The 22,264-nt window shown below is 65.3% G+C and carries 18 protein-coding genes; 16 read left to right on the top strand and 2 right to left on the bottom strand.

All coding sequences use genetic code 11. From position 1 onward, the window contains the following. Positions 1-3 precede the first annotated feature (3 nt). The gene (locus L0U83_RS08845; protein WP_233881986.1) at positions 4-1,326 is read left to right on the top strand and encodes a cytochrome-c peroxidase; all 1,323 of its coding nucleotides are present in this window, start codon (positions 4-6) and stop codon (positions 1,324-1,326) included. On the opposite strand, the gene L0U83_RS08840 is transcribed toward L0U83_RS08845, so the two are convergent. After that, entirely contained in the window at positions 1,323-2,126 is an 804-nt protein-coding gene (locus L0U83_RS08840; RefSeq protein WP_233883817.1) for an IclR family transcriptional regulator, read from the bottom strand. The genes L0U83_RS08845 and L0U83_RS08840 overlap by 4 nt on opposite strands. 246 nt (positions 2,127-2,372) lie before the next feature. On the opposite strand from L0U83_RS08840, the gene L0U83_RS08835 reads away from it, so the two are divergent. The 4 genes from L0U83_RS08835 (at position 2,373) to L0U83_RS08820 (ending at position 9,247) form a co-directional block, all read left to right on the top strand. Continuing rightward, positions 2,373-4,712 (top strand): cytochrome P450/oxidoreductase, encoded by a 2,340-nt coding sequence (locus L0U83_RS08835; protein ID WP_233881984.1) that lies wholly within the window; start codon positions 2,373-2,375, stop codon positions 4,710-4,712. A 47-nt stretch (positions 4,713-4,759) separates the two neighbouring features. Further along, positions 4,760-6,133, top strand: a complete 1,374-nt coding sequence (locus tag L0U83_RS08830; protein ID WP_233881982.1) for an MFS transporter — start codon at positions 4,760-4,762, stop codon at positions 6,131-6,133. 354 nt (positions 6,134-6,487) lie between these two features. Next, positions 6,488-8,020 (top strand): class I adenylate-forming enzyme family protein, encoded by a 1,533-nt coding sequence (locus L0U83_RS08825; RefSeq protein ID WP_233881980.1) that lies wholly within the window; start codon positions 6,488-6,490, stop codon positions 8,018-8,020. A 69-nt stretch (positions 8,021-8,089) separates the two neighbouring features. Continuing rightward, on the top strand, positions 8,090-9,247 hold the full coding sequence (locus tag L0U83_RS08820) for an acyl-CoA dehydrogenase family protein (RefSeq protein WP_233881968.1): 1,158 nt from the start codon (positions 8,090-8,092) through the stop codon (positions 9,245-9,247). Between the two features lie 41 nt (positions 9,248-9,288). Here the strand turns inward: L0U83_RS08820 and L0U83_RS08815 are convergent, their stop codons facing one another. After that, entirely contained in the window at positions 9,289-10,191 is a 903-nt protein-coding gene (locus tag L0U83_RS08815; protein WP_233881966.1) for a LysR family transcriptional regulator, read from the bottom strand. Between the two features lie 315 nt (positions 10,192-10,506). On the opposite strand from L0U83_RS08815, the gene L0U83_RS08810 reads away from it, so the two are divergent. The 11 genes from L0U83_RS08810 (at position 10,507) to L0U83_RS08760 (ending at position 22,221) form a co-directional block, all read left to right on the top strand. Continuing rightward, a complete protein-coding gene (locus L0U83_RS08810) occupies positions 10,507-11,412 on the top strand; it encodes an SDR family NAD(P)-dependent oxidoreductase (protein WP_233883816.1) in 906 nt (301 codons plus the stop codon). Next, positions 11,412-12,704, top strand: coding sequence for an acetyl-CoA hydrolase/transferase family protein (locus L0U83_RS08805; RefSeq protein ID WP_233881964.1), 1,293 nt, complete (start codon positions 11,412-11,414; stop codon positions 12,702-12,704). Before L0U83_RS08810 ends, L0U83_RS08805 begins: the two co-directional genes overlap by 1 nt. Before the next feature lie 59 nt (positions 12,705-12,763). After that, complete coding sequence (locus L0U83_RS08800; RefSeq protein WP_233881962.1) at positions 12,764-13,963, top strand: acetyl-CoA C-acetyltransferase; 1,200 nt, start codon at positions 12,764-12,766, stop codon at positions 13,961-13,963. Between the two features lie 44 nt (positions 13,964-14,007). Beyond that, positions 14,008-15,183 carry a phenylacetate--CoA ligase family protein gene (locus L0U83_RS08795; protein WP_233881960.1) on the top strand — a complete coding sequence of 392 codons (1,176 nt, stop codon included), beginning with the start codon at positions 14,008-14,010 and terminating at the stop codon, positions 15,181-15,183. Continuing rightward, entirely contained in the window at positions 15,180-16,316 is a 1,137-nt protein-coding gene (locus L0U83_RS08790) for a lipoate--protein ligase family protein (RefSeq protein ID WP_233881958.1), read from the top strand. Before L0U83_RS08795 ends, L0U83_RS08790 begins: the two co-directional genes overlap by 4 nt. After that, positions 16,313-17,104 carry an enoyl-CoA hydratase/isomerase family protein gene (locus L0U83_RS08785; protein WP_233881956.1) on the top strand — a complete coding sequence of 264 codons (792 nt, stop codon included), beginning with the start codon at positions 16,313-16,315 and terminating at the stop codon, positions 17,102-17,104. Before L0U83_RS08790 ends, L0U83_RS08785 begins: the two co-directional genes overlap by 4 nt. A 21-nt stretch (positions 17,105-17,125) precedes the next feature. Beyond that, entirely contained in the window at positions 17,126-17,995 is an 870-nt protein-coding gene (locus tag L0U83_RS08780; RefSeq protein WP_233881954.1) for a MaoC/PaaZ C-terminal domain-containing protein, read from the top strand. A gap of 32 nt (positions 17,996-18,027) precedes the next feature. Further along, on the top strand, positions 18,028-18,816 hold the full coding sequence (locus tag L0U83_RS08775; RefSeq protein WP_233881952.1) for a citryl-CoA lyase: 789 nt from the start codon (positions 18,028-18,030) through the stop codon (positions 18,814-18,816). Positions 18,817-18,979: 163 nt separating this feature from the next. Beyond that, positions 18,980-19,825 (top strand): HTD2 family dehydratase, encoded by an 846-nt coding sequence (locus tag L0U83_RS08770; protein WP_233881950.1) that lies wholly within the window; start codon positions 18,980-18,982, stop codon positions 19,823-19,825. A gap of 38 nt (positions 19,826-19,863) precedes the next feature. Continuing rightward, positions 19,864-21,027, top strand: a complete 1,164-nt coding sequence (locus L0U83_RS08765) for an acyl-CoA dehydrogenase family protein (RefSeq protein ID WP_233881948.1) — start codon at positions 19,864-19,866, stop codon at positions 21,025-21,027. 15 nt (positions 21,028-21,042) lie between these two features. Next, complete coding sequence (locus L0U83_RS08760) at positions 21,043-22,221, top strand: CaiB/BaiF CoA transferase family protein (protein ID WP_233881946.1); 1,179 nt, start codon at positions 21,043-21,045, stop codon at positions 22,219-22,221. Positions 22,222-22,264: the final 43 nt, after the last annotated feature.

The following is a 22,264-nucleotide window of genomic DNA, read 5'->3' as shown; positions in this document are numbered from 1 at the left end:
CCGATGACCGTTCTTTTCGCAAGCCACACGGCGCGCCGCGCCGTGACCGCTGCGCTCGCCGTCACCGCTGCCGCGGTGGCGGCGTTTTCCGTATCCAGGGCGGATGCGGCGCAGCCTGTTACCGTGGCCCCTACAAAGCAGAGCGCCCCGAGCGTTCCCTATAGCGACGTCGCGGCGCTCGGCAAGCTGATCTTCAACGACCCCGCGCTTTCGGCATCGGGGCGTATGTCGTGCGCGAGCTGCCATAGTCCCGCGCATGCCTATGGTCCGCCCAACGGCCTCGCCGCGCAGTTCGGCGGTCCCGACCTGCGCTCGCAGGGCACGCGCGCGGTGCCCACGCTTGCTTACGTGCTCAACCGTACGCCGGTGTGGACGCACGTGCAGGCCGCGAGCATCTACGAGCGGCTCACGGATGCGGATAGCCCGCCGTCCGGCGGCTTCGCGTGGGATGGGCGCTTCAACACGCTGCACGACCAGGCGCTGTTCCCGCTTTTCAACGCGAACGAAATGGCCAATCGCGACGCGGGCGAAGTGGTCGCGAAACTCGAGCGCGCGCCCTACGCGGCACGTTTCAAACAGGTGTTCGGCGAGACGATTTTCGTCTCGAAGGACACGGCGCTGCGCCAGGCGATGGCCGCCGTGGAGCGTTACGAACTCGAGGATCCGGGCTTCCGTCCGTACACGAGCAAGTTCGACGCGTATCTCGACGGCCGGGCGCAACTCACCGCAAGCGAAATGCGCGGCAAGAAGCTGTTCGACGATCCGAACAGCGGCAACTGTGCGTCGTGCCATATCGATCAGCCGGGCGCGAACGGCGCGCATCCGCTCTTCACCGACTTCCAGTTCGAGGCGCTCGGCGTGCCGCGCAACCCCGAGCTGCGCGCGAACCGCGATCCGAAGTACTACGACGAAGGCCTGTGCGGCCCGGTTCGCACGGACGTGGCGAAGAACCGCCTGTACTGCGGGCTCTTCAAGACGCCGACGCTGCGCAACGTCGCCACGCGCCAGGTGTTCTTCCACAATGGGCGCTTCCATACGCTGCGCGACGCGCTGCGCTTTTACGTGGAGCGCGACACGAATCCGGCGAAGTGGTATTCGAAAGATGCGCGCGGCCATGTGGTGAAGTTCGACGACTTGCCGCCGGAACTGCGCGCCAACATCGATACGGTGGACGAGCCGCTCACGCGCAAAGAAGGCGGCCGCCCGGCATGGAATGCAAACGATATCGACGACGTGGTCGCCTTTCTGAAGACGCTGAACGACGGCTATCTTCAGACGCCTGCCAATTCCATCGCCCCGCCGACCGCCACGCTGACGAAGCGTTAAGCCCCCTGCGCCACGTAGCCGAGCAGGGCGCTCACGGCGTCGGCCTCGCGGCGCACGGCACGCCCGTTCGGGCCATCGGGCGTAGCGTCGAAGCCGCCTGTGGCGCCCAGCGCCGTGAGCACGCCGCAGAGCTTGCCGGTGTGATCGAAGAGCGGGGCCGAAACGGCGCTGATGCCCTTGAGATTCGTATCGCGCACGCTCGCGCAGCGCGCCGTCTGCACGTCGCGGCGCAGCGTGCCGATCGGGTCGCTCGTGCTCAGTTGCGCGCGCAACGATGCGTCGGCGTGCGCGAGTTCTTCTTCGGCTTGCGCGAGCACGCGCGTGTCGTCGAGCAGGCCGAGGAAGACGCGGCCCGTTGACGACCATAACAGCGACATCACCGATCCCACCCGCACGTTGACCGTCACGGGCAGTCCCGGCTCCTCGAAGCGGATGATCGTGGGCCCCTTGTTGCCCATCACCGCGACGAACGACGTCACTTCGAGCGTCTCGCGCAGGCGCACGAGCGCGGGCTCCGCGATGCGCACCGGATCGGCCTGGCGCATGGCGGCCACGCCAATCATCATCGCCTCGACGCCGAGCAGATACTGCTGCGTGGTGGTGTCCTGCGCGACGAGACCTTCCTCGATCAGGCTCACGAGATAGCGGTGCACCTTCGCGGGACTCTCGCCCACGCAGGCGGCGAGACCCGATAGGCTCGCACGGCCGCCCAGGCGCGCGAGACCCTTCAGCACGGCCATGCCCGTTTGCGCGGACTGCACGCGCTGGCGGCGTTCGCGCGGCGCGGCGGCGGCTTTCATCTCTTGCGCGTCCGTGGTGGCCGCTGCGGCCTCGGCGGCTTTGGCCGCGGGGCGGCGGGGAGTGGTTTTCCTGCTTTCCATGCTGGGCGGGGACGCGGGGGAATCGGTTGGGTTCACGGGGGATTTTAGGGCGCGTAGGCGCGGCACAGTGCCGGCCTTGCTTGCACGTTAACCCCAATCTCGTGATTACGCAATGCGTACTAGAGTTACGCAAAACGTAACGCATGCAGGTTGCAGGAGACGCACATGAGCGAGACACCTTCCCAGTCAACGGGCCGCTGCCCGTTTCCCCACGCAGCAGGCGAGGCGCCCAGCGCCGCGCCGCGCTGCCCGGTCAGCGCCAACGCCGCCGCATTCGATCCTTTCAGCGACGGCTATCAGCAGGACCCACCCGAGTACGTGCGCTGGGCTCGCGAGCAGGAGCCCGTGTTCTACAGCCCGCAACTCGGCTACTGGGTGGTCACGCGCTACGCCGACATCAAGGCAATCTTCCGCGACAACCTCACGTTCTCGCCGTCCATCGCGCTCGAAAAGATCACGCCCACGGGCCCGGAGGCGAACGCGGTACTGGAGTCGTACGGCTACGCCATGAACCGCACGCTCGTGAACGAGGACGAGCCTGCCCACATGCCGCGCCGCCGCGTGCTGATGGAGCCGTTCACGCCCGAACATCTCAAGCACCACGAACCGATGGTGCGGCGCCTCACGCGCGAATACGTGGACCGCTTCATCGACGCAGGCCGAGCCGATCTCGTCGACGAGATGCTCTGGGAAGTGCCGCTCACCGTAGCGCTGCATTTTCTGGGCGTGCCTGAAGAGGACATGGATCTACTGCGCAAGTATTCGATCGCGCACACGGTCAATACGTGGGGCCGGCCGCGCCCCGAAGAGCAGGTCGAAGTCGCGCACGCGGTGGGCAACTTCTGGCAGTTCGCGGGCAAGGTGCTCGACAAGATGCGCCAGAACCCGGATGGCCCGGGCTGGATGCAGTACGGCATTCGCAAGCAGAAGACACATCCGGAAGTCGTCACGGACTCCTATCTGCATTCAATGATGATGGCCGGCATCGTGGCCGCACACGAGACCACGGCCAATGCCACAGCCAACGCGATGAAGTTGCTGCTGCAGCACCCGAACGCGTGGCGCGAAATCTGCGAAGACCCGAGCCTCATTCCGAACGCCGTGGAGGAGTGCCTGCGCCATAACGGTTCGGTGGCGGCCTGGCGGCGCCTCGCGACCAAGGACGTGCAGATTGGCGGCATCGACATTCCGGCGGGCTCGAAGCTGCTCATCGTGACGTCGTCCGCGAATCACGACGAGCGTCATTTCGCGGACGCCGACCTGTTCGACATTCGCCGCGACAACGCAAGCGATCACGTCACGTTCGGCTATGGATCGCACCAGTGCATGGGCAAGAATCTCGCGCGCATGGAGATGCAGATCTTCCTCGAAGAGTTCACGCGCCGCTTGCCGCACATGCGTCTGGCCGAGCAGACGTTCAGCTACGTGCCCAACACTTCGTTCCGGGGTCCTGAGCATCTGCGCGTGGAATGGGACCCCGTGCAGAACCCGGAACGCACGAATGCGGCGCTGCTCGGTGCGCATGTGCCGGTGCGCATCGGCGAGCCTTCGGCGCACGCGCTTTCGCGGCCTGTGGTGGTCGAGCGTGTGGACGCCGTGGCCGAAGGTATCGTCCGTTTGCGTCTCGTGGCGCCGGACGGCGGCGCGCTGCCGCGTTGGGCGCCGGGCGCGCATATCGACGTGGAATGCGGCGACACCGGCATCTCGCGGCAGTACTCGCTGTGCTCGGACCCCGCCGACGCGGGCGCATTCGAGATCGCCGTGCTGCGCGAAACGCAAAGCCGCGGCGGTTCGGCCTGGGTGCACGACACGCTGCGCGCAGGCATGCGCCTGAAGATTCGCGGCCCCCGTAATCACTTCCGGCTCGACGAGGAAGGACGCCGCGCGATCTTCATTGCCGGCGGCATCGGCATCACGCCGGTGAGCGCCATGGCGCGCCGCGCGCGCGAACTGGGCATCGACTACGAATTGCACTATAGCGGCCGCTCGCGCAAGACGATGGCGCTTGCCGATGAACTCGCGCAACTGCATGGCGAACGTCTGCATATGCACGTATCGGAAGAAGGCACGCGCAACGATTTCGCCGCGCTGCGCGTGGACGAACACACGCGCGTCTACGCCTGCGGTCCCGCGCGCATGCTCGAAGCGCTCGAAGCGTGCAGCGAGGCGTGGCCCGAAGACGCGTTGCGCGTGGAGCATTTCGCCGCGAGCGGCGGCAAGCTCGACCCCTCGCAGGAACAGGCATTCGAAGTCGAGTTGAAAGACTCGGGGCTCGTGCTTAACGTGGGCGCCGACCAGACCGTGCTCGACGCCCTGCGCCGCGCGAACATCGACGTGCAAAGCGACTGCGAAGAAGGTTTGTGCGGCTCGTGCGAGGTGCGCGTGCTGGCGGGCGAGATTGATCACCGCGACGTGGTGCTCACGCGCGCCGAGCGCGACACGCAAACGCGCATGATGACCTGCTGCTCGCGCGCGAAAAGCGGGCGGCTGATACTCGAACTCTAGTCGCCGCAGTGCGATCGAGACGATAGAACAATGATTGGAGACACAACATGAGCAAGGCGGTGGAGGTTACCGGCATCATCGACGAGAGCCGGTTCGGGCCGTATCAGTTACTCGTGGTCACGCTGTGCGCGCTATGCCTCGTGATGGATGGGTTCGACGTCCAGGCGATGGGCTATGTGGCGCCGGTGGTGATCCGCGAGTGGGGCATTGCGAAAGAAACGCTCTCGCCGGTGTTCGGCGCGGGCCTCTTCGGCATGCTGGTGGGCTCGCTCACGTTCAGCACGCTCGCCGACAAGATCGGCCGCCGCCCCGTGCTCATCGGCGCGACGCTGTTCTTTTCCGCGTGCATGGTCGCCACGGGCTTCGCGCATTCGATCACGGAACTGGTGGCCTGGCGCTTCGTCGCGGGTCTTGGCCTTGGCTGCATCATGCCGAACGCGATGGCGCTCGCGGGCGAGTACAGCCCGCGCCGCATGCGCGTCACGCTCATGATGATCGTCTCGTGCGGCTTTACGCTGGGCGGCGTGGTGGGCGGGCTCATCACCGCGGCGCTGATTCCGGCGTTCGGCTGGCGCGCCGTGTTCTTCGTGGGCGGGGCGATTCCGCTCGTGCTCGGCGTGCTGATGTGGCTCGCGCTGCCGGAGTCGATCCAGTTCCTGCTGTTTCGCGGCCGCGGCGAGCAAAACGAGGCGCGCGTGCGCCGCAATCTGTCCCGCGTGGCGCCTGCACTGCAACTGCCAACTGGCGTGCAGTTCACGACCGCGGAAACGCGCTCGCGCGGCGTGCCGTTCGTCGAACTGTTCAAGGAAGGGCGCGCGCGCGTGACCATGCTGCTCTGGGTCGTGAACTTCGCGAACCTGCTCGCCATGTATTTCCTCTCGAACTGGTTGCCGACCGTGATCCGCGACGCCGGCTATTCGACCCAGACCGCCGTGTTCGCAGGCACCGCGCTGTGGGGCGGCGGCGTGATCGGCACGCTGCTGCTCGGGCGCGTCATCGACAGGGCGGGCTTTACGCGCGTGCTCGCCACGACGTTCCTGATCGCCATCGTCTCGACGGCGGCGATCGGCAACCCGGCCGTGATGGTCTCGGTGGCCGCGATGTTCGTCGCGATCTTTATCACGGGCTTCACGATCATCGGCGGGCAGCCGGCGCTCAACGCACTCGCCGCGACCTACTACCCGACCTCGCTGCGCTCGACCGGCATCGGCTGGAGCCTCGGCGTGGGGCGTATCGGCTCGGTCGTCGGCCCGGTGCTGGGCGGCGCGCTCCTGCACCTGCAATGGTCGTCATCGTCGCTCTTTCTCGCAGCGGCCGTGCCGGCCTGCGTCTCGCTCGCGGGCATCGTGGCGATTCATCGGGCGAATAGCGCCGCTAAGGGCACGATGGGAGGCGAGCGTGCGGCGGCGCAGATGGAGTGATTGGCGGCAGCGCCTGCGTCTGGCCGCGCTGGCGGCCGCGCGGCGCCCGCACGGGCACGGCGGTGACGGCGTGTGGGCTGCGCCCGCGAGCCTGTGCGCGGATCGCGCCGCCGCGACCGCGCGCAGACGCCTCGCCCGCGTTACCGGTGGGCACTGAGCGCCCGTGCGGACCGAGGCGGCAATCGCCTCGAAGCCCCGGCCATCGGGGTGAATTCCGACTTCTCGGCAGACGAATGCCGGCTTTATCGAAAACGAATTGTTGGCAGGCCGCGCCTGAACCACACTGATACCTGTCGCGATGCGGCGTGCCAAGGCGCGCCGTACGCAGTCAAAGAGCAACGACGGGAGGTGGCAGTGGTGAGGCGAGCGGCGCGCAAGATCAGCGATATTGCGCGGCACTGGGCGGAGGTGTCGCCCGAGGCCGTCGCGATTCGCGAAGAAACAAGGGTGACGAGCTTCGGGCAACTCTGGAGTGACGTTGGGCAGGCGCAGCGGTTTTTGCGCGAGCAGGGCGTGGACGTGGGCGATCGCGTGCTCATCGTGGCCGAAAACTGCTCGGCCGTGGTGACGCTGCTGTTCGCGCTTTCGGAAATCGGCGCGTGGCCGGCCGTGGTCAACGCGCGGCTTTCGGAGCGCGAGATTGAGGCGATCCGCGCGCATTGCGGGCCGCGTCTCATGCTGTTTACGCACGGTGCGTCGCCTGACGCGCTGCGTCACGGCGTGCGCTATCGCGCGCGCGAAATCGCACCCGCCGGACTCGGGCCGCTCATGATGGCCGCACCCGACACCCACGCCGTGCGCGAGGCCGAAGCGCTCGCGCACGAGGTCGCGGTGCTCATCTATACGTCGGGCACGACGGGCCAGCCCAAGGGCGTGATGGCCACGCATCGCGGCTTGCTGCATTTCGCGCATGTCTCGGCCACGTCGCGCGACATGACGCAGGCGGACTGCGCGTACGCGGTCATGCCGATGTCGCATATCTTCGGCCTCGCCACGCTTCTGCTCGCCACCTTCGAGGCGGGCGCGAGCCTGCATCTCGCGGCGCGCTTTTCGGCGGAGGAGGTCGTGAAGGCGCTCGGCGCTGCCGAAATCTCCATTCTTCAGGGCGTGCCTACGCTCTTCACGCGCATCGTCGCCTATGTGCGTGAGCATGGCGGTACCGTGCACGCGCCGCGTCTGCGCTACCTCTATACGGGCGGCGGTCCGCTCGATCCCACGCTCAAGCAGCAGGTCGAAACGCTCTTCGGCATGCCGCTGCATCACGGCTACGGCATGACCGAGTACGCGGGCTCGCTCTTCATCACGCGCATGGAGCGTCCGCGCAAGGACGTCTCCGCAGGCGAGATCGTCGAGGGCGCCGAGTTGCGCGTGGTCGGGCACGACGGCGAGGATGCGCCGCGCGGCGAAGCGGGTGAACTGTGGGTGCGAGGCCCCGGCGTCATGCATGGCTACTATCGCGAGCCGGGACTGACCGCCGAAGTGCTCGACGCGCAAGGCTGGCTCAAGACCGGCGATCTCGGGCGGCTCGACGCAGACGGCGCGCTCTTCATCGTGGGGCGCTCGAAGGATCTCATCATCCGCTCGGGCTTCAACGTCTATCCCATCGAGGTCGAGTCGGTCATCAACACCTATGAGTCGGTGCGTCAGAGCGCGGTGGTGGGGCGGCGCGACGCCGATGGCAACGAGGAAGTCGTGGCCTTCGTGGAAGCGAAGGAGGGCGCGACGATCGACTCAGCCGATCTCGCACACTACCTGAGCGAGCGGCTCTCGGCCTACAAGCGGCCCTCGGAAATCGTGACCATCGACATGATCCCGACCACGGCGAGCGGCAAGCTGCAAAAGCAGCCGCTGCGCGAAATGGCCAAACGCGCCACGCGCGCTCGCTGAGCATTCCTGATTTTTTCCTTCTCACGGGCGGCGCCGTGCCGCCCGATCAACGATTGCAGGGCATACACCATGATTCGCGACCAGGAAACGATGAACGTTCTGCTCGACAACGTCGCGCGCTTCGTGCGAGAGCGTCTCGTGCCGAACGAAGAGCGCGTAGCCGAAACGGATGAGATTCCGGCCGATATCGTCGACGACATGAAGGCCATGGGCCTTTTTGGCCTGACCATACCGGAGCAATACGGCGGCCTCGATCTCACGATGGAAGAAGAGGTGCTCGTGATGTTCGAACTGGGCAAGACCTCGCCAGCATTTCGCTCGATCATCGGCACGACGGTGGGCATCGGCTCGCAGGGCATCGTGATCGACGGCACCGAAGAGCAAAAGGCCACGTGGCTGCCAAAGCTTGCAAGCGGCGAGATCATCGCAAGCTTCGCGCTCACGGAGCCGGGCGCTGGCTCTGACGCCGCATCGATCAAGACACGCGCCGAGCGGCGCGGCGACCATTACGTCGTGAACGGCACCAAACGGTTCATCACGAATGCGCCGCAGGCCGGCATGTTCACGTTGATGGCGCGCACCAACCCCGACGAACCGCGCGCGGGCGGCATCACCTCGTTCATCGTCGATGCGAAAACGCCGGGCATCAGCTTCGGCAAGCGCGACAAGAAGATGGGGCAGCGCGGCGCGCATACGTGCGACGTCATCTTCGAGGACGTGAAGGTGCCCGTGGAAAACATCATCGGCGGCAAGGAGGGCGTGGGCTTCAAGACAGCGATGAAGGTGCTCGACAAGGGACGCATCCATATCGCCGCGATTTGCGTGGGCGTGGCGCAGCGCATGCTCGACGACGCGCTGCGCTACGCGATGGAGCGCGAGCAGTTCGGCGAGAAGATCGCCGAGTTCCAGCTCGTGCAAGCCATGCTCGCGGATAGCCAGACGGAACTCTATGCGGCGCGCTGCATGGTGCTCGACGCCGCGCGCCGCCGCGACGCAGGCCAGAACGTGAGTACGGAAGCCGCGTGTGCGAAACTCTTTGCATCCGAGATGTGCGGGCGTGTGGCCGACCGTGCGGTGCAGATCTTCGGCGGCGCCGGGTATATGTCCGACTATGGCATCGAGCGTTTCTTCCGCGACGTGCGCATTTTCCGTATTTACGAAGGCACGAGCCAGATCCAGCAGATCGTCATTGCGCGCAACATGATTCGCGCGGCGGGCGGCCGGTAAGCATGAGGCGCGGCGCGCAGCACGCGCGCCGCGTCATGGATTTATTCGAGTCTGCCGATGCCGTCGGCCACCAGCAGATCGACGAGCTTGCGCGCGAAAAGCGGCAGCGCGTCGCGGTCGGCCATGCAGATCTGCAGTTTGCGCACGGCCCATTCATCGGTGAGCGGCACGATCTTCAGCGACATGGTTTGCGCGTGGCGGCGCGCCGTGCCCTCGGGCAGTACACCAATGCCGATGTTCGCCTCGATCATGCGGCACGCGGCCTCGAAATTACCGATCTGGATGCGCCAGCGGATCGTGCGCTGCAAATCCGATGAGGCGCGCTTGAGGAACGAGAAAATCGCGCTTTCATCGGGCGGCCCGATGAAGTCGTAGTCGAGCGTGTCGGCAAATGCGATTTCGCTCGCTTGCGCAAGCGGGTGGCTGAGCGCCGTGACGAGCACGAGGCGGTCGCGCCGGTAGGGCAGCACCTGCAGTCCCTCGGTGCGCACATTGCCGGCCACGATGCCGATATCGATCGTACCGTCCTGCACGGCGCGCACGATGTCGGGCGAAAGACGCTCGTGAATGTCCACGTACACGTCGGGATGATTGATGAGGTAGGTGCGCAGCACGGCGGGCAGGAACTCGCTCATCGCCGTCGTGTTCGCAAACACGCGGACATGGCCCTTCACGCCCTGCGAGTACTCTTGCAGGTCTCCCGTGAGTTGCTCGAGTTGCTTGAGCACTCGCCGCGCATGCGCGAGCAGCGTCTCGCCGGGCCCCGTTAGCGTGACCCCCTGGCTCGTGCGGCTCAAGAGTTTCACGCCCACCTGTTCTTCAAGATTCTTGATGCGCGTGCTCGCCGCGGGCAGCGAAAGGTGCGCGCGTTCCGCGCCGCGTGTGAGGCTGCTCGCCTCGGCTACGTGGGTGAAGAGCTTCAGGTCGACGAGATCGAAATGCATGGGTTGACTTGCCGTGACTCCAATTTCAGCGGGTTTTCTTGCCTACGTCTGCCTGCTCGTTTGCTTGAGGGACGCGTGAAACCCTGGCGACGAGCAGACTCTGAGCATTATTGCGCCGCAGCGCAATGCACGCCATTAGCGATAGTACGGGTTAATCCTGGCCGAAACGGGCGTTCGGCATATCCAAATTGTGCAGGCGTACCCGATGCGTCAAGCTGCAACACGAACGGCACAGCTTGCCGCATAACGATTCAATTCGAATGAATGCCCGGCGCACAGCGGGCTGGAGGAGCGAAAACGATGACGACGCAACGAATGCTGGACGGTAAGGTCGTGGTGGTGACGGGGTCAGGCGGGGGCATTGGCCGCGACATCGCGCTCATGATGGCGCGCCACGGTGCGAAAGTCGTGGTGAACGACGTGGGTGCCTCGCTCACCGGCGAGGGCCACAACGACGGCCCCGCGCAGGCCGTGGTAAACGAGATCAAGTCTTTCGACGGGCAGGCCACCGCGAACACCGACAGCGTGGCCGACGCCGCAGGCGCCGGGCGCATCGTGCAGAACGCGCTGGACGTGTTCGGGCGCATCGATTGCGTGGTGAATAACGCGGGCATCCTGCGCGACCGCTTCTTCCACAAGATGAGCGAAGAAGAGTGGGACGCCGTGCTGAAGGTTCACCTCTACGGCTCGTACTATGTCTCGCGCGCCGCAGCCGACCACTTCAAGGAACAGCGCAGCGGGGCGTTCGTGCATATGACGTCCACGTCGGGCCTGATCGGCAATCTTGCGCAGGCCAACTACAGCGCGGCGAAGCTCGGCATTGCGGGCCTTTCGAAATCCATTGCACTTGATCTTGAAAAGTTCGGTGTCCGTTCGAACTGCATCGCGCCGTTCGCCTGGAGCCGCATGATCAACTCGATCAAAATCGATTCGCCGGAGCAGGAAGCGCGCGTTGCCAAGATCAAGCAGATGACGCCCGCGAAGATCGCGCCGCTCGCCGTCTACCTCGCCAGTGAGCAGGCCGCCGACGTGACGGGCCAGATTTTCGCGGTCCGCAACAACGAAATCTTCCTGATGAGTCAGCCGCGCCCCGTGCGCTCGGTGCATCGCGGCGAGGGCTGGACGCCGGAGACGATCGCCGAGCATGCCATGCCGGCGCTGCGCAAGTCGTTCCACACGCTCGATGTATCGGCCGACGTCTTCAGCTGGGACCCCGTCTGATGACGCGCGGCCCGCGCGCGGCACGCCAGGTCGATGCCGCGCAGCTCGATTTCGCGGAGTACGTGCGTGCGGGCGACACGGTTGCATGGGGCCAGTGCGGCGCCGAGCCGTGCACGCTCACCGCGATGCTGATGGCGCAGCGTAAGGTGGTAGGCGGTCGATTTCGCGTGTTCGTGGGCGCTTCGTGGTCCGAAACGCTCGACCCTGCGTATGCCGATTGCGTCGACTTCGTGGCCTATGGCGCATCGGGTACCAACCGGCGGCTCGAACGCGAGGGCGTACTCGACATCCTGCCGTGTCACTACTCGCAGTTTCGCAGCGTGCTGACTAGCGGTTCGAATCGCATCGACGTGTTGCTGCTGCAAGTCGCCCCCGCGGACGAAGCGGGCCGCTACAGCCTCTCGATTGCGCATGAATATCTCGTGCCGTTGATCGACAGTGCGCGCGTGGTGATTGCGGAGGTGAATGCGGCGGCGCCCTGGACCTATGGCGAGCGTATGTTGCGAGCCGAGGACTTCGACGCGCTGATCCACACCGACCGCGCGCCGCTGGAAGCGCCGGCTACGCAGACTGGCGACATCGAGTGGCGCATTGCAAAGCATGCCGCCTCGCTGATCGAAGACGGCGCGACGATTCAGTTCGGGCTAGGTGCCCTGCCCGAGGCGATCGTCGCGCAGTTGCACGACCGCCGCGACCTTGGCGTGCATAGCGGCACCATCGGCGACGCCGTGGTCGATCTGATCGAGGCCGGTGTGGTGACGAATGCCCGCAAGTCGCGCGATCGAGGCGTGAGCGTGGCCGGCACGATGATGGGCACGCGCAAGGTCTATACGTATGCGCACCGCAATACGCAGATTCAGTTTCGTTCCACAACCTATACGCATGATATCGACGTGCTCGGCAGCCTCGATCGTTTCGTGGCGATCAACTCGGCGCTCGAAGTCGACTTGACGGGGCAGGTCAATGCGGAGGCCGCCGGTGGCCGCTATGTCGGCGCAGTGGGCGGGGCGCTCGATTTCATGCGCGGCGCGGCGCGCTCGCCAGGGGGCGTGGCGATCATTGCGCTCGCGTCCAGCACGCGGCATGGGAGTCGCATCGTCGCGCGTCTTTCCGGACCGGTCAGCACGCCGCGCAGCGACGCGGCGGTGATCGTCACCGAGCACGGCGTGGCGGACCTGCGCGGGCTCACGCTCGCGCAGCGCGTCGAGCGCATGCTCGCCATCGCACCGCCTGAGTGGCGCGAACAGTTGGCCGCAGCGCACCATGCGCGACGGGACACGCTCGCCGCTTGACGCCGCGTAGGCGCAAGGCAAAGCGCCAGAGAAGCAGACTACATGAAAAGGAATCCGAAATGAGAAGAGCAGCGATAGTCGCACCGGTGCGCACGCCGGTTGGCACGTTCGGCGGCAGCCTGCGCCCCGTTTCCGTCGAAACGCTCGCGGCCACCGTGCTGCGCGAAACCATCGCGCGCAGCGGTGTGGATCCGGCGCGCATCGAAGACGTGGTCTTCGCGCAGTCGTACGCGAACAGCGAAACGCCTTGCATCGGCCGCTGGGCCGCGCTCGAAGCAGGGTTGCCCGTGCAGGTGCCCGGTATGCAGATCGACCGCCGTTGCGGCGGCGGCCTGCAGGCGGTCGTAACTGCCGCGATGATGGTGCAGAGCGGCGCGGCGGACGTGGTCGTGGCAGGCGGCGTGGAAAGCATGAGCAATATCGAGTACTACACGACCGATATGCGCTGGGGCGCGCGCGCTGGCTCGGTGAAGATGCACGACCGTCTCGAGCGTGGCCGCGAACGTTCGCAGCCCGAAGCGCGTTTTGGCTACATCTCGGGAATGATCGAAACGGCCGAGAACCTCGCGAAGGAGTACGGCATCACGCGCGAAGAAGCGGACGCCTATGCGGTGCGCAGCCACCAGCGCGCGGCGGCCGCATGGGAGTCGGGCCGCTTCGCGGAGGAAGTGGTGCCGGTTTCGGTGCCGCAACGCAAGGGCGACCCGCTATTGTTCGCGCGCGACGAGGGTGTGCGCGGCGACGCAAGCGAAGCGTCGCTCGCGAAGCTCAAGCCGCTCATGAAAGGCGGCACGGTGACGGCGGGCAACGCGAGCCAGCAGAACGACGCCGCAGCCGCATGCCTGATCGTCGCCGAAGATCAGCTCGACAAACTGGGCCTCACGCCGCTTGGCTATCTGACCGGTTGGGCGGCCGCCGGGTGCGACCCCGCGACGATGGGGATCGGCCCGGTGCCCGCGGTGCAAAAACTGCTGCAAAAGACCGGGCTAACCTTCGATCAACTCGATCTCGTCGAATTGAACGAGGCCTTTGCGTGCCAGGTGCTCGCGGTGCTCAAGGGCTGGGGCTGGCACGACGAATCGCGGTTGAATGTGAACGGCTCGGGCATTTCGCTCGGTCACCCGATCGGCGCGACCGGCGTGCGCATGCTGACCACGTTGCTCTACGAACTGCAGCGCCGCAAGGGCCGCTATGGCCTCGAAACGATGTGCGTGGGTGGCGGTCAGGGTATTGCAGCCATTTTTGAGCGTGCGGCGTGAGTGCAAACGCTCTGCATTCCTACTGAATATAAAAGGAGGAGACGATGCTCGATGCACTCAACGCGCAGCTATCGCGGCTGCAAGCGCACCCGTTCTATGAGCGACGTCTGCCGTGCAGCGTCGCGAGCGCGGCGGAGTTCGCCGAGCGCGTGCCGCTCATGACGCGTGCCGAACTCGTGGCGGAGATGAACCGTCCGGGCTACGGCGCGTTTGCGCCCGCCGTGCCGCCGGTTCGCGTGCACCTCACGCCGATGGGCGCTTCGCTCGTGCCGATCCTGCAGAGTGCGGCCGATCTGCGCGCGATCGAAGCCGCGTGCGGCCAGCATCTCGACGCATGCGGCATCGGCCCAGGCGACGTCTGCATGGTGACCTTCGGTTATCACCTCTTCGTTGCGGGACTTTTCTATCAGACCCAGATGGAAGCGCGAGGCGTGGCATGCATTCCGCACGGCCCGGGCGAGACGGAGCGTGCCGCGCGCGTCGCGCAGCAATGCGGCGTGACGGTGCTGGCCGGCAATCCGTCGCACGCGCTCAAGCTCATCGAAGCGGGGTGCCCGGTGCCGCGCGTGTTCTTCGCGGGCGGCGAAGCGTTCACGGGCAATGCCGCGCTTTACGCGCGAGTACGTGAAGCGATGCCGGGCACATTGCTGATCGACAGTTACTCGCTTTCCGAATGTCTGCCCGTTGCGCGTACGTTCCCCGGCGGTACGGGCGTGCATGTGTTCGATGAACTGCTGTATGCCGAAGTCATCGATCCCGACACCGGCATGCCGGTTGCCGAAGGCGAGCGTGGCGAACTCGTGCTCACGCATCTGAAGAAAGAACTGCAGCCACTCGTGCGCTACCGCACCGGCGATCTCACCGTGCTCGAACGGACCGCGCCGGTGCACGGGCGCACGGTGTCGCTGCCGCGCGTTGTGTTCGGCCGCGCCGATTCGATGGTGAAGATCAAGGGCGTGAAGGTTTATCCATCCGAGTTGAAGACTTTGCTGCTGGGCGTGGAGGGCGCGACGGGTGCATACCGGCTCGTGGTCGGCAGCAAGGAACATGGTGGCGACCATCTCACGCTACAGGTGGAAGGCGCGGTGGCGGGTTGCGTCATTGAGGCCATTGCGGAGCGCTTCAAGCGTCAGACGCTGATACATGCGGACGCGGTCGAGATTGTGGAGAAGATCGAAGGCGCGACGCTCGTAGAAGATCAACGGAGACAAACAACATGAATGCAAGCGCAACGAACACCCAGGCACCGTGGCGCCTCGTCGTAGGCGGCCACAGCTATGCGGACTTCTCGATTTCGGTGTCGCCCGCCGTCGAGCGCGCCGTCGCCGAAAATCTCGCGCCACCCACGGTCTATCTGAACGTCTTCAACGAAGACAGCATTACCGTAGGTGTGAACGAAGATCCGAACCAGGTGCTCGATCTGCTGTTCTGCCGCGCCAACGACGTAGTCGCGCGGCGGCGCGTGAGCGGCGGGGGCGCGATCTATGCGGGGCGCGGTTCGGCATTTCTCGCGTTCTATCTGCCGATCGGCCTGCCCGGCGTGCCCCAAACGGCGGCGCAGGCGTTCCCCACGATACTTGGCCACGTCGCGCAAGCGCTGCGCGATGTGTTCGGCCTGCAGGCCGCTTACCGTCCGCTCAACGATGTCGAGATCGACGGACGCAAGCTCGTGGCCACTTCGCTCAAGATCGAAGGCGGCGTGCTGACGTTCCGCATTCTGCTCAACGTAAAGGCGATCGATACGGCGATCGCGGCGCGCGCGATGCCCATGGCGCCCGAGAAGGTCAAGGACAAGAAGCACAAGGATCTCGGCTCGCGCTACACGTACCTGGAGCAGGAACTGGGTCGCGAAGTGAGCGCCGATGAATTGACCGCGTGGGTGACGGCCTGTGTTCGCCGCACGTTCGGTGAAGTGGCCCTCGAGTCCGGCGCACTCGGCAGCGAAGAACTCGTGTTCGCGCAGCAATACGAACGCGAACTCCACGAGGAAAGCTGGTTCCATGAAAAAAGCGAGGCGACGCGTTACAGCCCGATCAGCCTGACGGGAGACCGTATCGTGCGCGGACGCGAAAAGGCGCCGGCTGGGCTGATCTGGCTGAGCCTGCTCGTGCGTGACGGCACGGTGGTCAAGGCGATCGTGAATGGCGATTGGCACCCGCGTCCGCTGGCTTCGGTTGCCTGGCTCGAAGACGGGTTCACCGGACTCGCCGCCACGCGCGAGGCGTGCGCGGCGCATATCGAAGGATTTCTCGCGCGTCCCGACGTGGAGTTCGCGAGCGTCGAGCCTGTGCATCTCATCACTGCGCTCGACAAGGCGCTCGCTGAACTCGCGAACGCCGGGGTGAGCGCATGAGCGAAAAGACTTTACGGGTAGAGCAGAAGGCGGGGGTCGCGACGCTCACGTTCAATCGCCCGGAGGCCAAGAACGCGCTCAACGGCGAAATGCGGGTGGAACTGCTCGAAGCCGTGCAGCACATACGTGCCGACCGCAATGTGCGTGCGGTCATTCTGCGCGGCGCGGGCAATGACTTTTGCTCGGGCGGCGATGTACGCGGCATGAGCGTGACGAGCGCCGAGGCGGGACGCGATCGCATCGACGACTTGCATGGCTGGGTGAGCATGCTGATCGACCTCGACCGCCCGGTGATCGCGGCCGTGGATGGTGTGTGCTACGGCGCGGGTTTCAGTTTCGCACTCGCTGCCGACTTCGTGATTGCCAGCACGCGCGCACGTTTTTGCATGCCTTTCATGAAAGTCGGCCTCGTGCCCGATTGCGGGGCGTTCTATACGCTGCCGCGCGTGGTAGGACTCGCGCGCGCGAAGGACCTCGTCTTTACGGCGCGCGAGATGCGCGCTGCCGAGGCGAAGGAGATGGGCGCGGTGCTCGAAGTGGTCGAACCGGAAATGCTTCATGTACGGGCCGAGCAGATCGCGGCCAGCCTCGCGTCAGCGTCTCCCATTGCTTTCGGCCTCGCCAAGCGTGCGCTGAACCTGTCGCTTGGAAGCGACCTGCGCGCGATGCTCGAAATCGAGTCGGCGGCGCAAGGCATTGCGTTTACGACTGAATTTCATCGTGAAGCCGTGAGGCGCTTTCGCGAGAAGGCCGATCCGCTCTTCAAGTGGCCTGCCGGCGATGCCTGATCTCCCACTGAGCACACTGCCATGACGATCGACTATCACACCCTGCGTAACTGGCCGTTCAAGGACGTCGAGCAGACCTATACCGCGCGCGACGCCATGCTCTACAGCCTGGCCGTCGGATACGGCGCGAATCCCGTTGATTCGGACGACCTGGCATTCGTCTACGAAAAGGAGTTGCGCGTGCCGCCGACGCTTGCCGTCGTGCTCGGCTTTCCTGGCTTCTGGGCGCGCGACCCGCGCTCGGGCATCGACTGGGTGCGGCTTTTGCACGGCGAGCAGAGCCTCGTGATGCACAAGCCATTGCCGCCGGCCGCGACCGTCATCGGCCGTTCGCGCATCACGCGCGTGGTCGATAAAGGCGCGGGCAAAGGCGCGCTGCTCGAAATCCAGCGTAGCATTACGGACAAGGCCAGCGGCGAACTGTATGCCACCGTCACGCAACTCACGTTCTGCCGGGGCGATGGCGGCTTCAGCGAGAGCAACGGCTTGAGCGACGATGCGCCCGCGCCGCCGCCGCCGATGCCCGAGCGCGCGCCCGATCATCATTGCGATCTGCCTACGCGCCCGGAAACGGCGCTGATTTACCGCCTGTGCGGCGACGACAACGCGTTGCATGCCGACCCGCAGGTTGCACGCGCGGCGGGTTTCGAGCGGCCCATCCTGCATGGACTCGCCACGTGGGGGGTGGCCGCGCATGCCGTGCTCAAGACGCTGTGCGCCAGCGACCCGCAACGCCTCGCGGCTTTTCACGCGCGCTTTACCGCGCCGGTTTATCCGGGCGAGACGATCCGCACCGAGATGTGGCGCGACGGCAGCGAGGTGAGTTTTCGCGCGCGCGTGCTGGAACGCGATGTGCTCGTGCTCAATCATGGCCGCGCACAACTGCGCTGAACGCTATTCTGTATAACGAAGGAATCACGATTATGGCCCGTCAACCGAAACCGCTCGTGCGCTCCGATATTGCGTACAGCACGCCCGATCGTATCGTCGTACGCGGCAAGAGCCTGCCCGACGAAGTGCTCGGCCACATGAATCTCGGCGACTTCGCGTTTCTGCAACTCACCGGCAAGACCGCCACGCCGCAGCAGTCCGCGATGTTCAACGCCATCGTGATCACGCTAGTCGAGCACGGCATGACGCCCAGCGCCATCGCCGCGCGCATGACGTATGCAGGCGCGCCCGAATCGCTGCAGGCTGCCGTCGCGGCAGGGCTATGTGGACTTGGCTCGGTGTTCGTCGGCAGCATGGAAGGCGCGTGCCGCATGCTCTCCGAAACGCTGCCTTATGACGGCCACTGCGACGACCTGGAGAAACTTGCTGTCGATACGGTCGCCGCATGGCGCGCTCGCGGCACGCCGATCCCCGGGCTCGGTCATCCATTGCACAAGCCCATCGATCCCCGCACGCCGCGCCTTTTCGAACTGGCCGCGCAAAACGGCATGTCGGGGCGCTACGTGAGGCTCATGCAGTTGATTGGCGCCGAGGCCGAGCGTGCATCGGGCAAAGCCCTGCCGATCAACGCGACAGGCGCAATCGGTGCGATTTGCTGCGAATTCGGCTTTCCGTGGCGCATCGTGCGCGGCTTCGGTGTGATGGCGCGCGCGATTGGCCTGGTTGGCCATCTGCTCGAAGAAGGCGAGCGCCCCATGTCGTTCGAGTTGTGGCAGCGCGTGGAAGACGAAGCCTCCGCCCATCTGCGCGGTGAAGCGTGAGGCCAGCACGCGGCCCTGGTTGAAAGCCTCGCGCAAGGATCGCGCAGCAATGCAATGGTCGGGGGATTAACGAAAGCGAAAGGGCAGATTCGGCAAAGGCAACTTCGCGAAACTGCGTGAGCCGTTCATAGTATGGCAACTCGTCTCGCAACGGAGAAACGCCATGCCGCAATTGCAAACGCCATCGCTCAGTGCGTGGCTCGACAAGAGCGAAACACTCACCGACGACATCACCGCCTTTCCGCTGCGCGCGCTTGCCGCCACACTCGATCGCGAAGCGCCCGATAGCGCCGTGCCGCCGCTGTGGCACTGGCTCTATTTTCTGCCCGTCTCTCCGCTCGCGGAGGCGGGTCCCGATGGACACCCGAAACGCGGCGGCTTCCTGCCACCGGTCGAACTGCCGCGCCGCATGTGGGCAGGCGGCCGCCTGACCTTTCACGCGCCACTGCGCGCGGGCAGTGACGCCGCGCGCACGTCCACCATCGCGAACATCGAGGACAAAACCGGCCGTAGCGGCCGTCTCGTGTTCGTGACCGTGCAGCATCGCTACGAGAGCGGCGGGGAGTTGTGCATCGAGGAAGAGCACGACATCGTCTATCGCGACGCGCCGCAGCCCGGTGCGAGCGCGCCGAAGCCCATCGTGGCGCCGCAAGGCGAGACATGGTCGCGCACGCTCACGGCCAGCGCACTCATGCTGTTTCGCTATTCCGCGCTGACCTTCAACGGTCATCGCATTCACTACGATTTCCCGTACGTCACGCAGGAAGAGGGCTATCCGGGCCTCGTCGTGCATGGCCCGCTCATCGCCACACTGCTGCTCGACCTCGTGCACCGTGAGCGGCCCGACGCCACGATCGCGACCTTCGCGTTTCGCGCGGTACGGCCCACGTTCGCGGGCAACGCGTTCACGCTGTGCGGAAAGCTTGCGGACGACGCGCGCTCGGTCGAACTCTGGGCGAAAGACCACGACGGCTATCTGACGATGCAGGCCACCGCAACGCTGGCCTGATCGGCAACACGAACATTCATAGCGAATTCACATCGATCATGCAAACCACGCAACAAGATTCGTTCCAGGACATCCGCGAAGCCGTACGCGATCTGTGCCAGCAGTTTTCCGGCGAATATTTCCGCAAGATCGACGAGGCGCGCGGCTATCCCGAGGAATTTGTCGATGCCCTCACGAAAGCCGGCTGGCTCGCTGCGCTGATTCCTCAGGAGTACGGCGGATCGGGCCTGGGCCTGACCGAGGCATCGGTCATCATGGAGGAGATTAACCGTTCAGGCGGTAACTCGGGCGTTTGCCACGGCCAGATGTACAACATGGGCACGCTCCTGCGCCATGGCTCGGCCGAGCAAAAGCGCAAGTATCTGCCGAAGATCGCGAGCGGCGAACTGCGTCTGCAATCGATGGGCGTGACCGAGCCCACCACGGGCACCGACACCACGAAGATCAAGACCACGGCCGTGCGCAAGGGTGACCGCTACGTGATCAACGGGCAAAAGGTGTGGATTTCTCGCGTGCAGCATTCGGACCTTATGATCCTGCTTGCGCGCACCACGCCGCTCGCCGACGTGAAGAAGAAGTCCGAAGGCATGTCGATTTTCGTGGTCGATTTGCGCGAAGCCGTCGGCCATGGCCTCACCGTGCAGCCGATTCTCAACATGGTCAATCACGAGACCAACGAACTCTTCTTCGATAACCTCGAGATCCCGGCGGAAAACCTGATCGGCGAGGAGGGGATGGGTTTCAAGTACATCCTCGACGGCCTGAACGCCGAGCGCACGCTGATCGCGGCGGAATGTATCGGCGACGGCTACTGGTTCATCGACAAGGTGAGCGCCTATGCGAAGGAGCGCATCGTGTTCGGACGGCCTATCGGGCAGAACCAGGGCGTGCAGTTTCCCATCGCCCGCGCCTTCGTCAACGTCGAAGCGGCGAGCCTGATGCGCTTCGAGGCCGCGCGCCGCTTCGACGCGCACGAGGCCTGCGGCGCGCAGGCCAACATGGCAAAGCTGCTCGCCGCCGATGCCTCCTGGGAAGCCGCGAACGCCTGCCTGCAATTCCACGGCGGTTTCGGCTTCGCCTGCGAATACGATGTGGAGCGCAAGTTCCGCGAAACGCGCCTCTACCAGGTCGCGCCGATTTCGACCAACCTGATCCTCTCGTACGTGGCGGAGCATGTGCTCGGGCTGCCGCGTTCGTTCTGACCGGAGGCGCGCGCCATGAGACCACTCGACGGTATCAAGGTCGTCACGCTCGAACATGCGATTGCCGCGCCGTTCTGCACGCGCCAGCTTGCCGATCTCGGCGCGCGCGTCATCAAGATCGAGCGGCCCGGCGTGGGCGACTTCGCGCGCGGCTATGACGAGCGCGTGCATGGCCTCGCGTCGCACTTCGTGTGGACGAACCGCTCGAAGGAAAGCCTGTCGCTCGACGTGAAGCACAAGGAGGCCGCGCCGATCCTGGACATGTTGCTCGCCGATGCCGACGTGCTCGTGCAGAATCTGGCGCCTGGCGCGGCGGCGCGGCTTGGACTCAGCTACGAGGACTTGAGCGAGCGCTACCCGAAGCTGATCGTGTGCGATATCTCCGGTTACGGCGACGACGGTCCCTACCGCGATCGCAAGGCCTATGATCTGCTGATCCAGAGCGAATCGGGCTTTCTTTCCATTACGGGGTCGCCCGGCGAGCCGGCGAAGGCGGGTTGCTCGATTGCGGACATCGCTGCGGGCATGTATGCCTACTCGAACATCCTGAGCGCGTTGCTGATGCGCGGACGCACCGGCCGCGGGTGTCGCATTGATGTTTCGATGCTGGAGAGCATGGTGGAGTGGATGGGCTATCCGCTCTACTACGCGATCGACGGGCAATCGCCGCCGCCGCTCGCAGGCGCCTCGCACGCGACGATCTACCCGTATGGGCCGTTTCCCGCTGGCGACGGCAAGTCGGTGATGCTCGGCCTGCAGAACGACCGCGAATGGAAGCTCTTTTGCGAGCACGTGCTGTTGCAGCCTGAGCTTGCCGCCGACGAACGCTTTGCCGCGAATTCGCAGCGTTCGGCGCGTCGAGCGGAATTGCGCGAGCTGATCGTCGGAGCGTTTTCGAAGCTGAGCGCGGCGCAGGTCATCGAACGGCTCGATCGCGCCGGCATCGCCAATGCCCAGATGAACACGATGGCCGATGTGTGGGCGCATCCGCAACTGCAGGCGCGCGAGCGCTGGCGCGAGGTGCAGACTTCGGCGGGAACCGTCGCGGCGTTGTTGCCGCCGGGCGCACCGGGCGCATTCGATGCACGCATGGATGCCGTGCCTGCACTCGGTCAGCATACCGAATCAATTTTACGTGATCTTGGCTTTGACGCGGCGCGTATCGGTGCGTTGCGCGAAGCCGGAGCAATCTGATCGCGCCTCGCGCCTCGCAAACCGACCTCACTGAACTACGCTG

It is taken from the genome of Paraburkholderia flagellata (genome assembly GCF_021390645.1).
In the GTDB taxonomy this organism is placed as follows: domain Bacteria; phylum Pseudomonadota; class Gammaproteobacteria; order Burkholderiales; family Burkholderiaceae; genus Paraburkholderia; species Paraburkholderia flagellata.
Note: the sequence above shows the minus strand (reverse complement) of the source record. Positions and strands in the feature narration are given on the sequence as shown.

What these genes read in the sequence shown, in the direction of transcription:
- L0U83_RS08770 (WP_233881950.1), top strand. Translation starts at nt 18,980, where the DNA reads ATGCCGCAATTGCAAACGCCATCGCTCAGTGCGTGGCTCGACAAGAGC.
- L0U83_RS08790 (WP_233881958.1), top strand. Translation starts at nt 15,180, where the DNA reads ATGAATGCAAGCGCAACGAACACCCAGGCACCGTGGCGCCTCGTCGTA.
- L0U83_RS08795 (WP_233881960.1), top strand. Translation starts at nt 14,008, where the DNA reads ATGCTCGATGCACTCAACGCGCAGCTATCGCGGCTGCAAGCGCACCCG.
- L0U83_RS08760 (WP_233881946.1), top strand. Translation starts at nt 21,043, where the DNA reads ATGAGACCACTCGACGGTATCAAGGTCGTCACGCTCGAACATGCGATT.
- L0U83_RS08785 (WP_233881956.1), top strand. Translation starts at nt 16,313, where the DNA reads ATGAGCGAAAAGACTTTACGGGTAGAGCAGAAGGCGGGGGTCGCGACG.
- L0U83_RS08840 (WP_233883817.1), bottom strand. Translation starts at nt 2,126, where the DNA reads ATGAAAGCCGCCGCCGCGCCGCGCGAACGCCGCCAGCGCGTGCAGTCC.
- L0U83_RS08815 (WP_233881966.1), bottom strand. Translation starts at nt 10,191, where the DNA reads ATGCATTTCGATCTCGTCGACCTGAAGCTCTTCACCCACGTAGCCGAG.
- L0U83_RS08805 (WP_233881964.1), top strand. Translation starts at nt 11,412, where the DNA reads ATGACGCGCGGCCCGCGCGCGGCACGCCAGGTCGATGCCGCGCAGCTC.
- L0U83_RS08780 (WP_233881954.1), top strand. Translation starts at nt 17,126, where the DNA reads ATGACGATCGACTATCACACCCTGCGTAACTGGCCGTTCAAGGACGTC.
- L0U83_RS08830 (WP_233881982.1), top strand. Translation starts at nt 4,760, where the DNA reads ATGAGCAAGGCGGTGGAGGTTACCGGCATCATCGACGAGAGCCGGTTC.
- L0U83_RS08800 (WP_233881962.1), top strand. Translation starts at nt 12,764, where the DNA reads ATGAGAAGAGCAGCGATAGTCGCACCGGTGCGCACGCCGGTTGGCACG.
- L0U83_RS08820 (WP_233881968.1), top strand. Translation starts at nt 8,090, where the DNA reads ATGATTCGCGACCAGGAAACGATGAACGTTCTGCTCGACAACGTCGCG.
- L0U83_RS08775 (WP_233881952.1), top strand. Translation starts at nt 18,028, where the DNA reads ATGGCCCGTCAACCGAAACCGCTCGTGCGCTCCGATATTGCGTACAGC.
- L0U83_RS08810 (WP_233883816.1), top strand. Translation starts at nt 10,507, where the DNA reads ATGCTGGACGGTAAGGTCGTGGTGGTGACGGGGTCAGGCGGGGGCATT.
- L0U83_RS08765 (WP_233881948.1), top strand. Translation starts at nt 19,864, where the DNA reads ATGCAAACCACGCAACAAGATTCGTTCCAGGACATCCGCGAAGCCGTA.
- L0U83_RS08835 (WP_233881984.1), top strand. Translation starts at nt 2,373, where the DNA reads ATGAGCGAGACACCTTCCCAGTCAACGGGCCGCTGCCCGTTTCCCCAC.
- L0U83_RS08845 (WP_233881986.1), top strand. Translation starts at nt 4, where the DNA reads ATGACCGTTCTTTTCGCAAGCCACACGGCGCGCCGCGCCGTGACCGCT.